Origin of the sequence: Bacillus sp. FSL K6-2865, from assembly GCF_040311405.1 — a bacterium.
GTDB lineage: Bacteria > Bacillota > Bacilli > Bacillales > Bacillaceae > Bacillus > Bacillus velezensis.
The window spans coordinates 3972349-3985238 of the sequence record NZ_CP152036.1 but is presented as its reverse complement, the minus strand read 5'-3'; the positions used below and the strand labels follow the sequence as shown (position 1 = coordinate 3985238).

Annotated in this window: 11 protein-coding genes; 5 read left to right on the top strand and 6 right to left on the bottom strand. The window is 51.4% G+C overall.

Translation table 11 applies throughout. The features are described 5' to 3' along the window. Window positions 1-40 precede the first annotated feature (40 nt). The 5 genes from yidA to NYE42_RS19610 all read left to right on the top strand — a co-directional run bounded on the left by yidA (window position 41) and on the right by NYE42_RS19610 (window position 5227). The gene (yidA, locus tag NYE42_RS19630; protein WP_015240895.1) at window positions 41-853 is read left to right on the top strand and encodes a sugar-phosphatase; all 813 of its coding nucleotides are present in this window, start codon (window positions 41-43) and stop codon (window positions 851-853) included. 70 nt (window positions 854-923) lie between these two features. Then, complete coding sequence (locus NYE42_RS19625) at window positions 924-1865, top strand: sugar-binding transcriptional regulator (RefSeq protein ID WP_007407818.1); 942 nt, start codon at window positions 924-926, stop codon at window positions 1863-1865. Between the two features lie 90 nt (window positions 1866-1955). Continuing rightward, a complete protein-coding gene (gene deoC / locus NYE42_RS19620) occupies window positions 1956-2624 on the top strand; it encodes a deoxyribose-phosphate aldolase (protein ID WP_004393277.1) in 669 nt (222 codons plus the stop codon). Window positions 2625-2716: 92 nt separating this feature from the next. Then, window positions 2717-3898, top strand: coding sequence for a NupC/NupG family nucleoside CNT transporter (locus NYE42_RS19615; RefSeq protein ID WP_004393280.1), 1182 nt, complete (start codon window positions 2717-2719; stop codon window positions 3896-3898). 27 nt (window positions 3899-3925) lie between these two features. Beyond that, a complete protein-coding gene (locus NYE42_RS19610) occupies window positions 3926-5227 on the top strand; it encodes a pyrimidine-nucleoside phosphorylase (protein WP_007407816.1) in 1302 nt (433 codons plus the stop codon). A 39-nt stretch (window positions 5228-5266) separates the two neighbouring features. On the opposite strand, the gene NYE42_RS19605 is transcribed toward NYE42_RS19610, so the two are convergent. The 6 genes from NYE42_RS19605 to hutP all read right to left on the bottom strand — a co-directional run bounded on the left by NYE42_RS19605 (window position 5267) and on the right by hutP (window position 12724). Beyond that, window positions 5267-6685, bottom strand: a complete 1419-nt coding sequence (locus NYE42_RS19605; protein ID WP_007407815.1) for an amino acid permease — start codon at window positions 6683-6685, stop codon at window positions 5267-5269. Between the two features lie 70 nt (window positions 6686-6755). Continuing rightward, window positions 6756-7706, bottom strand: a complete 951-nt coding sequence (hutG, locus tag NYE42_RS19600; protein ID WP_017418560.1) for a formimidoylglutamase — start codon at window positions 7704-7706, stop codon at window positions 6756-6758. After that, a complete protein-coding gene (hutI, locus tag NYE42_RS19595; protein ID WP_053104130.1) occupies window positions 7699-8964 on the bottom strand; it encodes an imidazolonepropionase in 1266 nt (421 codons plus the stop codon). The genes hutG and hutI overlap by 8 nt, the downstream gene beginning before the upstream one ends. 1 nt (window position 8965) lies before the next feature. After that, window positions 8966-10630: a urocanate hydratase gene (gene hutU, locus NYE42_RS19590; protein ID WP_012118819.1), complete on the bottom strand. Its 1665-nt coding sequence runs from the start codon at window positions 10628-10630 to the stop codon at window positions 8966-8968. After that, window positions 10627-12165, bottom strand: coding sequence for a histidine ammonia-lyase (hutH, locus tag NYE42_RS19585; protein ID WP_064108000.1), 1539 nt, complete (start codon window positions 12163-12165; stop codon window positions 10627-10629). The genes hutU and hutH overlap by 4 nt, the downstream gene beginning before the upstream one ends. Window positions 12166-12277: 112 nt before the next feature. Then, window positions 12278-12724 (bottom strand): hut operon transcriptional regulator HutP, encoded by a 447-nt coding sequence (hutP, locus tag NYE42_RS19580; protein WP_004393292.1) that lies wholly within the window; start codon window positions 12722-12724, stop codon window positions 12278-12280. Window positions 12725-12890: the final 166 nt, after the last annotated feature.

Here is a 12890-nt window from a genome sequence, read left to right as displayed (position 1 = left end):
ATGAAAGCATAAGAAGAAAAGGATACAAAGGAGATGCAGGATGTACAAGTTAATCGCAATAGATATGGACGGAACACTACTAAACGATCATCATGAAGTGACGGCTGAAGTCCGCGGGGCGCTTGATGCCGCCAAAGCGGAAGGGGTCAATATCGTCCTGTGCACGGGCCGGCCGATCGGCGGCGTGCGTCGGTATTTGGAAGAGCTGAACTTACAGGAAGAAGGCGACTTTGTGATTGCCTATAACGGCGCACTCGTCCAAAATACGTATACAAACGGTGTCGTGGCCGAGCAGTCATTAGGTTATGAGGATTTGAAGTCGCTTTACGAGCTGAGCTTACAGCTGGATACTCCGATGCATTACTTTGACACAGCCAATCTGTACACGCCGAACCGGGATATCAGTGAATACACGGTATACGAATCATACATTACGAAAGTGCCGCTTCATTTCCGCACGATCGATGAAGTGCCGAAGGATATTCTGATTCCGAAAGTCATGTTCATTGACGATCCGGACAAGCTGGAGAAAGCGATCGCTTCCATTCCGGAATCATTCAAGGAAACATACACAATGGTCAAAAGCGCGCCATTCTTCCATGAGATTCTTCACCCGAAAGTCAGTAAAGGAAACGCAGTCAAGCTGCTGGCCGAAAAACTCGGCATTGAACAGAAAGACGTCATGGCAATCGGCGATAACGGCAACGACATGTCCATGATTCAGTGGGCCGGCTGCGGTGTGGCAATGGCCAATGCCATCCCGGAAGTAAGGGAGATAGCTGATTTTGAAACGAAATCAAATAACGAACACGGCGTGGCGCATGCGATTCAGGAGCTTGTGCTGAAAAAATAGGCACCCCATCAGAGGGTGCTTTTTTACCGCGTGTTTTGGTGATATGATAAGCGGAGAGGGGAGGCGCGACATGGATCGTGAAAAACAGCAGCTCAGCATAGAAGCGGCAAAACTATATTATCAATCAGATTACAGCCAGCAGCAGATCGCCGAACGGCTTGATCTGTCACGCCCCACCGTTTCAAGGCTGCTTCAGTACGCAAAGGAAAAAGGGTATGTTCAAATTCGCGTCATGGACCCGTTTGAGGATCTGGACGAACTCGGCGCGAAGCTGGAAGAAAAATACGGGCTGCTTGAGGCGCACGTCGTCTTTTCTCCAAGCGACGATTACCAGGCCATTACACATTACTTAAGCCGCTATGGCGCAGACTATATGCATAAAACCGTAAAGGACGGCGATATACTCGGCGTAAGCTGGGGGACGACGATGTACCAGATCGCAAGCCGCATGGAGCCGAAGCAGGTAAAGAGCGTTGAAGTCGTGCAGCTGAAAGGCGGCATCAGTCATTCCAATGTCAATACGTACTCGTCAGAAACGATTCAGCTGTTCGCCGAAGCATTTCAGACCATGCCGAGGTATTTACCGCTGCCGGTTATATTTGACAGCGCCGATGTGAAACAGATGGTCGAACGGGACAGACATATTAAGCGGATCATTGAAATGGGCAGACAAGCCAATATCGCCCTGTTTACGGTCGGAACCGTCCGGGATGAGGCGCTGCTTTTCAGACTCGGCTATTTCCGGGAAGAAGAGAAACAATTGCTGAAAGCACGCGGAGTCGGCGATATTTGTTCGCGCTTTTTTGACGAGGAAGGCAGGATTTGCAGCAGCAGCATTAACGGCAGGACGATCGGAGTCGAGCTCAGCGACTTGAAAATGAAAGAGCGTTCGATTCTGGTGGCGGGCGGCAGCAGAAAATGCAAGGCCATTCACGGTGCCCTGAAAGGAAAGTACGCCAACGTTTTGATTACCGATCAGCATACGGCCAAAAAACTCATTCAAGAATTGTGACAATTCATGAACATAATTTCAATTACCAATTTACATATGTTCAAAATTCGGTTATTCTAAACGTATCCTAGGAAAAAGGAAGTGCATACAATGTCAATTGCAAGCCAAATAGACCATACTGCTTTGAAACCGCATACACAAAAAGCGGATATTTTACAACTGATAAAAGAAGCAAAAGAATATAAATTCGCTTCCGTTTGTGTAAACCCGACTTGGGTCAAACTCGCAGCGGAGGAACTGAAAGGCACTGGAGTTGACGTTTGCACCGTTATCGGATTTCCTCTCGGCGCAACGACATCGGAAACAAAAGCATTTGAAACGAAGGATGCCATCTCAAAAGGGGCAACTGAGGTTGACATGGTCATCAATATCGGCGCATTAAAAGACGGCGATGATGAAGCGGTTGAAGCTGATATCCGCGCGGTAGTTGAAGCAGCTGATAAAAAAGCGCTCGTCAAAGTGATCATCGAAACATGCCTTTTGACAGATGAAGAAAAAGAGCGCGCGTGCCGCTTGGCGGTATCCGCAGGCGCAGATTTCGTCAAAACGTCTACCGGTTTTTCTACAGGCGGGGCAACGGCTGAAGATATCGCTCTCATGAGAAAAACAGTCGGACCGGACATCGGGGTCAAAGCATCAGGCGGCATCAGAACAAAAGCTGATGTTGACAGCATGATCGCTGCGGGCGCGAGCCGGATCGGCGCAAGTGCGGGCGTCTCTATCGTGAGCGGCGGAGACAGCGGCAGCAGCGACTATTAATCAGCAGTGCGGAAGCTGAAAGCTTCCGCCATCCTCTTTCTTTGTTGATGCATAAAAAATTGTAAGCGAATACAAATAAAAGGAGAACACATATGAAGTATCTCATCGGAATTATCGGAATCATTGTGTTTTTAGGTCTTGCCTGGCTTGCCAGCAACGGCAAAAAAAGAATCAGAATCCGGCCGATCGCCGTCATGCTCGTGCTGCAGCTTATTCTCGGTTATATTCTCCTCAACACCGGTATCGGGAATTTTCTTGTCGGCGGTTTTGCAAAAGGATTTAACTACTTGCTGGAATATGCATCAGAAGGGATTAACTTTGTATTCGGCGGGCTTGTGAATGCGAAACAGACGACGTTCTTCATGAGCGTGCTTCTGCCGATCGTCTTTATATCCGCTTTAATCGGAATTCTGCAGCATTGGAAGGTCCTCCCCTTCATCACGAAGTATATCGGTCTTGCGTTAAGCAAGGTGAACGGAATGGGGAAAATCGAATCTTACAACGCTGTCGCATCCGCGATTTTAGGGCAATCAGAAGTCTTTATCAGTTTGAAAAAACAGCTCGGTTATCTTACTGAACAGCGCTTATATACGCTTTGTGCGTCCGCAATGTCGACGGTCTCAATGTCGATCGTCGGTTCTTACATGATGATGCTGAAGCCTGAATACGTCGTGACGGCGCTTGTGCTGAACTTATTCGGCGGATTTATCATCGCTTCTATCATCAACCCGTACACCGTCAGCAAAGAAGAGGATTTGATCGTCGTTCCTGAAGAAGAAAAGCAATCCTTTTTTGAAGTGCTCGGTGAGTATATAATGGATGGATTCAGAGTCGCCGTCGTCGTAGCGGCGATGCTGATCGGATTTGTCGCACTCATTGCTCTGGTCAACGGCGTTTTTAATGCGGTCTTCGGCATTACATTCCAGGCGCTGCTCGGATATGTCTTCGCGCCGTTTGCGTTTTTAACCGGTATTCCGTGGAATGAAGCGGTGAGCGCCGGAAGCATTATGGCGACGAAAATGGTATCGAATGAATTTGTGGCGATGCAGACACTCTCATCCGGCGATTTCCATTTCAGTGCGCATACACAGGCAGTGGTATCTGTATTCCTTGTCTCATTCGCGAATTTCTCCTCTATCGGAATCATTACCGGTGCGGTGAAAGGGCTGCATGAAAAACAAGGAAACGTCGTCGCGCGGTTCGGGCTGAAGCTGCTGTACGGCGCAACGCTCGTCAGCTTCCTGACAGCGGCGATCGTCGGATTGATTCACTGAACATAAATGAAGGACAGGTGATAGATCATGAGAATGGTAGATCTTATTGTAAAAAAACAAAATGGAAAAGAACTGACAACAGAAGAAATTCAATTTTTCGTAAAAGGATACACGGACGGAAGCATCCCTGATTATCAGGCAAGCGCGCTGGCTATGGCGATTTACTTTCAGGATATGACGGATCAGGAGCGCGCCGATCTGACAATGGCGATGGTGAATTCAGGAGAAACGATTGATCTCTCCGCCATTGAAGGCATTAAGGTCGACAAGCACTCTACGGGCGGGGTCGGCGACACGACAACTCTCGTACTCGCACCGCTCGTCGCGGCGCTCGGCGTCCCCGTCGCTAAAATGTCCGGCCGCGGTCTTGGCCATACGGGGGGAACCATTGATAAGCTGGAAGCGATCGAAGGCTTCCACGTGGAATTGTCAAAAGATGAATTCATCAAGCTTGTGAACCGCGACAAGGTAGCCGTCATCGGACAAAGCGGCAACTTGACGCCTGCCGATAAAAAGCTTTATGCGCTGCGTGATGTAACGGGTACGGTGAACTCCATCCCGCTGATCGCAAGCTCAATTATGAGTAAAAAAATCGCCGCCGGAGCAGATGCCATCGTGCTTGACGTAAAAACGGGAGCCGGCGCGTTTATGAAAACGGATGAAGACGCCGTGAACCTCGCCAAAGCAATGGTGCGCATCGGAAACAACGTCGGCCGCCAGACGATGGCCGTGATTTCTGACATGTCGCAGCCGCTCGGTTTTGCGATCGGGAATGCTCTGGAAGTACAAGAAGCCATTGATACATTAAGAGGGGAAGGGCCTGAAGACTTAAACGAACTCGTCCTCACGCTCGGCAGCCAAATGGTCGTATTGGCGAAAAAAGCTGAGACATTGGAAGAAGCGAGAACAAAGCTTCAGGAAGTCATGAAAAACGGCAAAGCGCTTGAAAAGTTCAAAGAGTTCCTGAGCAATCAGGGAGGAGACGCTTCTGTCGTTGACGATCCGTCCAAACTTCCGCAGGCGGCGTACAAAATTGACGTTCCGGCAAAAGAAGCGGGTGTCGTTTCAGAAATCGTCGCTGACGAAATCGGCGTCGCAGCGATGCTGTTGGGCGCGGGACGTGCGACAAAAGAGGACGAAATCGATCTTGCCGTCGGCATTATGCTCCGCAAAAAAGTCGGTGACAACGTCGAAAAAGGCGAGCCGCTCGTCACCCTTTACGCCAACCGCGAAAACGTTGAAGACGTGACCGCCAAAGTCTATGACAACATCCGCATCTCAGAAAAAGCGGAAGCGCCGAAACTGATTCATACGCTGATTACGGAATAAGAGAAGAAAGGCACATACCTCATCAGTATGTGCCTTTTTTTATGGCATGGTTTTATCCAAATGAATGTCACGGACGGATTGTTTCGGCTGTTTCTTTCTCAAAAAACGAATGAGATAGCACAGGATCATACAAGGAATTCCGCAGAAGAGGGCGATTCTTTGATTAGGATCAAATGCAAGGCCTACGCATGAAGCGAAACATAAGATCACAGCGGCGATCGGAACGAGAGGGTATAACGGTGTGCGGAAGGTCAGATCCGAGACGCGTCCGCCGTTTTTCACATAATGTTTTCGAAATAACAGCTGAGACAGGGCGATGCTCATCCACACCACGACGCCGGCAAATCCGGCTATTGCCACGAGCACCACGTAGACCGTGCCCGGGGCGGCGATGCTTGAGATCAAGGATATGCAGGAAACGGCCATGCTGGCGAGCAGAGCATTCAGCGGAATGCCTTTTGGTGTGACTTTTTTGAACCGGGCGCTGATCATGTTTTCATTCGCAAGAGACCACAGCATCCGGGTGGAAGCATACAGTCCGGAGTTGGCGACCGAAAGCAAAGCCGTTAAAATCACGAAGTTCATGATATCTGCGGCGTATGGGATACCGATTTGGGAAAAGACCGCGACAAACGGGCTTTCAATAACACCGGCTTCCTTCCAGGAGATCAGTCCGGACAGCACAAAAATGGCGCCGATAAAAAAGATGACCGTTCTCCAGGCGACATTCCGGATCGAACGCGGAATATCTTTTGCCGGATTGGCGGTTTCACCCGCTGTAATTCCGATCAGCTCCGTCCCTGAAAAGGCAAAGCTTACGGAAATCATTGCAATGAAAACCGCAAGAAAGCCGTTCGGAAACAGTCCGCCGTGCGAGGTGAAATTCGACAGCATCGGAGCTTCACCCGAACCGTGCAATGAAATCAAACCGAACATCGCGGCGCCGCCTAAGATGATAAATAAAAGGATGGTAACGATTTTGACGCTGGAAAACCAAAACTCTGTTTCTGCAAACAATTTAACGGAGAATGCATTGGCGGCAAAAAGGAGAGCCGCGAAAATCGCGCTCCACATCCAGACGCTGCTGTGGGGAAACCAGCGCTGCATAAGGATACCGGAAGCTGTAAACTCCGATCCTACCGTCACCACCCAATTCACCCAATACATGATACCGACCATAAAGCCCGTGGACGGCCCGATAAACGTTGTCGCATACGTTTGAAATGAACCGGTCACAGGCATGGCTACTGACAATTCTCCGAGACACTGCATGACAAGATACATCATCAAGCCGCCGATCAGGTAAGCGGCGATCGTCCCGCCCGGCCCGGCCTGGCTCAATGTATACCCTGTGCTCAAAAACAGCCCCGTGCCGATGACCCCTCCCAATGAAATCATAAATAAGTGCCTGCTTTTCATCGTGCGCTTTAGTTGATTGCCGCCTTGATCAACATCCATCGTGATCTCCCCCTTTTTGCGTGGCGTGAGAATCTTCCGGCAGCCGAGAGCACGCGTGCCGGATTTGACTTTAACGTGACAATTTAAATCCCTTTAATGCATGTAAAATGACGTGTGCGGCTGCCCGGCTTGTCATATCGCGAAAATCAAGTGTCGGATCAACCTCAACGATCTCAATACCCGAGATGTCAGCCTCCTGGGCTAAAAACCTGACCGCCTGAAGCAGTTCCTCGGTATACAGACCTCCGGGGCCGATCGCGGGGCAGCCGGGCGCATGAGCTTGATCCAGCACATCCATATCAACCGAAATAAAAATGGCGTCAGCTCTTTTTTGAACGGCCGGCAAGACCTCTTGTATCGTTCGGAGGAGCCCTTTCTCACGGATCATCTCCATTGTATGCACGTCTGCCTGACGTTCTTTTACATATTGTTCATATGCCAAGCTGTTGCTGAACTCCCTGATTCCAAGCTGAATCAGATTTTGTCCGCTTATGATATTTTCATCTAACAGCCGGCGGAATGGCGTGCCGTTTGTCGGTCCTCCGTCTTCTGTGTTGCGGACGTCGTGGTGGGCGTCGAATTGAAAGACGGCCGTTGTTCCTTTCGTTTCCGCAATGGCTTTGATGGTGGAATAACTGATGGAGTTGTCGCCGCCGAGAATGACGGGCACCCAGTCAGGCTGGTCCGTCAGAATGTCATGAATGGTCCGATAAATGTGTTCGTGAGATGTGACGACATCCGTGACGTGAATCTGAATATCACCGATATCGTAAAGATGGTCAATGACATGCTCCCGCAGCTCCGCGGAATAAGCGGAAATCCCGCCGAGCGCCCGGCGGATCGCACCGGGTGCAAAGCAGGCGCCGGAATGGCTGATTGACGACTTAGAAAGCGGAACGCCGATCAAAGCCGGCCCCTTGATCGTTTGTCCCGCCCACGCTTCCGTCACATCGCCGATCCTTGTCACATGGCGGTCGTTGAAGAGGGAGCCGGCTTTTTGCAGAAACGGATACTTATCCAAGAGCGGCTCCCTCCCTTGAGACAACCGTCTTTCCATTCTTGATGACACGGCGGACATGATTGACGCCGTAATGATACGGGATATACATGTAATTCGGCGCTTCCCAAATGACAATGTCAGCCGCCCGTCCGGCTTTAATTTGTCCGGCCTCTTCGCCTTTTCCGATCGCATACGCGGCATTAACGGTGACAGCGTGCCAGATTTCTTCCGCGGTCATTTTTAAATGAAGCGCGGCAATCGACATAATGAGCTGGAGATTTTCCGTCGGTGAGCTGCCCGGGTTGAAGTCAGTCGCCAAACTGACCCGTACGCCCGCATCAATCATCTCCCGGGCTCTCGCATAAGTGTGTTTGCCGAGATAGAAAGTCGTGCCCGGCAGCAGGACGGCGATCGTTCCGGACGCCGCTAGCTTTTCGATGCCTTCGTCAGACGCCCCCACCAAATGATCGGCAGAAACAGCATGCAGCTCTGCCGCCAATTCCGCGCCGCCGAGCGGGTCAATCTCATCAGCATGGATTTTCAGGCCGAAACCGGCTTCAGACGCCTTTTTCAGGTAGTCCCGTGACTGGCTGACGGTAAAGACGCCTGTTTCTGTGAATATATCGGCAAATTGCGCGAGGCCTTTTTCTTTTATTTCAGGCAAAAGCTGCAGCATGCGATTCAGAAATTCGTCAGGGCTGTTCCGGTACTCAGGCGGAATGGCGTGTGCCCCCATAAAAGTTGTGACAAGGTCGACCGGCTGGCGTTCGCCCAGTTTCTTCGCCGCGGTCAGCTGTTTCAGCTCCGTGTCTTTGTCGAGTCCGTACCCGCTTTTTACTTCTGCCGTCGTGATGCCGTATGACAGCATGCGTCCGAGGTGAAAAAGCCCTTTTTCAATCAGTTCTTCTTCGGAAGCGGCTTTCGTGTCTTTGACCGTTGACAAAATACCGCCGCCTTGCGCCAGAATATCCAAATAGGACATGCCCTGAATTTTTAAATTCAGTTCTTTTTCCCGGGACCCTCCGAATACAAGATGGGTATGGGGATCGACGAGGCCGGGGGTGACGAGCCGTCCCCCGCAGTCGATGATGTCTCTTGCCTCGTATCCTTCCTCCGCTCCTTGATGTCCGGCAAAAACAATGCGCCCGTCGTGAATGCCGATGACGGCATCTTCCGTGACATGAAGATCCTGCATGCTTCCGCCTGATCGGGGGCCGCCGGATTCCATCGTCAGCAGCTGGCCGATGTTGGTGAGTATGGTATCTATTTGTTTCGGCATGTTACCGCTCCTTTTTCATCGGTATCATAATGTCTTGTTCCTCGGCGACTTGAGCCGCTTTTTCATAACCTGCGTCCGCATGGCGGATGATGCCCATTCCCGGATCGCTTGTCAGAACGCGGGAAAGCCGCTGTTCCGCAAGGATGCTGCCGTCAGCGACCGCGACCATTCCCGCGTGAAGGGAATACCCCATGCCGACGCCCCCGCCGTGGTGAAAAGAAACCCAGCTTGCGCCTGAGGCCGTGTTGATCAGCGCGTTCAGCACCGCCCAATCGCCGACCGCGTCGCTTCCGTCTTTCATCGCTTCTGTTTCCCGATTCGGAGAGGCGACAGATCCGCAGTCTAAATGGTCTCTTCCGATGACGATCGGGGCTTTCAGCTCGCCGTTTCTGACCAATTCATTGATGGCGAGCCCCATCTTTTCCCGTTCACCGTAGCCGAGCCAGCAAATACGGGACGGCAGGCCTTGGAATGTGACTTTTTTCTGTGCCATGTCAATCCAGCGGTGAAGGGCTTGATTTTCTGGAAACAGCTCTTTTAATAAAGCGTCAGTGCGGTATATATCTTCAGGGTCTCCCGACAGCGCGGCCCAGCGGAACGGCCCTTTTCCTTCACAAAATAAAGGCCGGATGTAGGCGGGAACGAATCCCGGAAAATCAAAAGCATCGGCGAGACCCTCATCTTTGGCAGCCTGGCGGATATTGTTGCCGTAATCAAAGACGACGGCACCTTTTTTCTTGAAGGCGAGCATGGCTTCCACATGCTTTTTCATACTCTGCTTGGAAAGCCTTACGTATAATTCAGGCTGATCCCGGCGCAGGCGGTCGGCCTCTTCAAGTGAGTATCCTGCCGGAATATAGCCGATCAGCGGGTCGTGAGCGGAAGTCTGATCGGTCACGATGTCAATATGGACCCCGCGGTTCAAAAGCTCATGATGCACCTCAGCCGCATTGCCGAGAAGGCCGATCGATAAAGGCTCTCCGGCTTGTCTGGCTGCTTCGGCCCAGCGCAGCGCTTCGTCAATTGATGCGGTTTTACGGTCGCAATAGTTTGTTTCAATGCGTTTATCAATCCGTGTTTCATCCGCTTCAACGGCGATGACGACGCCATCATTCATTGTGACGGACAGCGGCTGGGCGCCTCCCATTCCGCCAAGTCCGGCCGTCAGCGTAAGGGTTCCTTTCAGACTGCCGCCGAAATGCTGTCTCGCAAGCTCCGCAAAGGTTTCATAGGTGCCTTGCAAAATACCTTGTGAGCCGATATAAATCCAGCTGCCAGCCGTCATCTGCCCGTACATCATCAGCCCTTTTTTCTCAAGGTCATGGAAATGCTCCCAATCCGCCCATTTCGGCACGAGAACCGAATTAGCCAGCAGGACGCGGGGCGCGCGGCTGTGCGTGCGGAACAATCCGACAGGTTTTCCGGATTGGATCAGCAGTGTTTCATCATCTTTTAACATTTTGAGGGAACGCTCAATCGCGTGAAAAGCATCCCAGTTTCGTGCGGCCTTGCCTATGCCGCCGTATACGATCAGATCCTCCGGTTTTTCGGCAACCTCCGGGTCAAGGTTGTTTCGGAGCATGCGGAGCACGGCTTCCTGCTCCCATCCTAAGCATTCAAGTTCGGTGCCGCGGCCGGCGCGGATTGATTTCTTTACATCAGTCATCTTGTAAGTCCCCCTTCATTGGTCATCAGTTTTTGGTGATGCTCATTCGGCAGAAAAGACTCCTTCTTCAGCCAGTCACTCAGATGCTCGATGTCATAAGAAAACACGCGGTCTTCTTGTATGGACGGCACGATGTTTCTCATTTCGTGATAGAGCTGTTTTGTGTACGAGGCGCAATGTTCCGCACCCCGGTACTCCACGGCCTGCAGCGCGCAAATGGCTTCAACGGCAAGCACCCGTCTCGTATTCGCAATGATCTGGTAGGCGTGCCTTGAGGCGATGGTTCCCATGCTGACGTGATCCTCCTGGTTTGCCGATGAAGGAATGGAATCGACACTGGCGGGATGGGCCAGGGTTTTATTTTCTGACACGAGGGAGGCCGCCGCATATTGCATGATCATCGCTCCGGATTGTAAGCCGGGCTGAGGGCTCAGAAAGGGCGGCAGGTCATTCAGCTGCGGATTCACAAGCCGTTCGATCCGGCGTTCAGAAATATTCGCAAGCTCGGCCGCCGCCACTTTGAGAAAATCCATGGCAAAGGCGATCGGCTGTCCGTGAAAGTTTCCGCCTGAGATGATTTTGGCGCCGTCTTCGAAAATGAGCGGGTTATCTGTCGCGGCATTCATCTCAATTTCTAATTTTTCTTTTACATACGCTAATGTCTGCCATGATGCGCCGTGGACTTGAGGGATACAGCGGATCGAATAGGCGTCCTGGACACGCAGCTCCCCTTGGACGGTCGTCAGTTTGCTGTCTGACAAGTAATAGCGGATTCGCTCTGCGACATCCATCTGTTCCTGATAACCGCGGGCGGCATGAATGTCCTCGTCAAACGCATCGATAATGCCCTGAAGGCCTTCGATCGTTAAGCTCGCGATCCGTTCCGACTGATAGGCCAGCTTTTCGGCCTCGAGGTAAGCGATCAGTCCCATCGCGGTCATGGCCTGCGTTCCGTTGATCAGCGCGAGCCCTTCCTTAGAGGTCAGGACGGCCGGCTGAAGGTTTGTCTGTTCTAAAGCATGAGCTGTCGGCATCCGGGCCCCTTCGTAAAAGACTTCGCCTTGACCGATAAGCGCCAGTGCGAGATGAGAAAGCGGCGCCAAATCCCCGCTCGCCCCCAGTGACCCTTGCTGCGGGATGACCGGGTGAATGCGATGATTGAGATACGCGAGCAGTTGATCAATCAGCTCAGTCCGCACGCCGGAAAAGCCTTTCAGCAGGGCATTGGCGCGCAAAAGCAGCATGGCCCGCGATACAGATTCCGGAAACGGATCACCGACGCCGCACGCGTGAGAAAGAATCAGATTCAGCTGCAGATCCGCGGCGTCTTCTTTTTGAATCAGCACATCGCTGAACTTGCCGAATCCCGTCGTAATCCCGTAAATGGTCTTCTCTTCTTGAACGATCCGTTCAACCGCCGCCCTGCTTTTTTTCACACGTTCCATGCTATCGGCAGATGCTTGAACCTCTTCAAAATCAAACAGCACACGCTGGGCATCTGCGGTTGTCAGTGAGGAACCGTCTAACGTCACCATCATTTCAACCCCTTTTCCTTTACTTTGGTAAAGCGCCCATACAAAAAGGAGCTATGCCATGAAAATGATATTTCACGCATAGCCCCCTATCATCTGAAATCTATGGGCTGATTCATATGTGATTAATTCCGACTCCGAATGTTTCGTGCTCAAGCCCCTTAATCGGAGCTCCGATCGTGCCGTAAAGTGAAACGGCGATCCAATCGCCTTCCGCTTCGCTTTCATACGGATTTCCCCGCAAGACGGCGAACTTCAGGCCCACGGTACGAAGCAGCGAGCCAAGCAGCATTTCGCCCCGCGTCACTCCGTGCAAAGCTTCCATTGTGGCATGATACAGCGCATGTGATTCGCGATAACCCTCAGATTGAATGACGCCGCTCTTTTTGGAAGCGGTTTCAATTGCGGCTACCACCTTATGCGCATCCATTGAACCCACCCTGCCGAGACAGACTTTCCAGCCGTCCCGTTCCAGCCGGCTGATCTGCTGGTTTTCTTCAGTCTCATGAAGCAGAAGAAGGACGGACAATCGCCCAATGCGGCGGTCTTTGTGTAAGGTCATATATGCTTCACTCAATTCTCAAATATTCTGATAACTAGTAACTGTTTTTTATATTAAGTGTTTGCGAATCAGAAGTCAAAACTTTTTTTCCAGTCTTTCACAAATCAGATTGCTATCGAAGTAAAGCGGTACATCGTGAAGCCGGCGCTGTTGATCACATATTTCC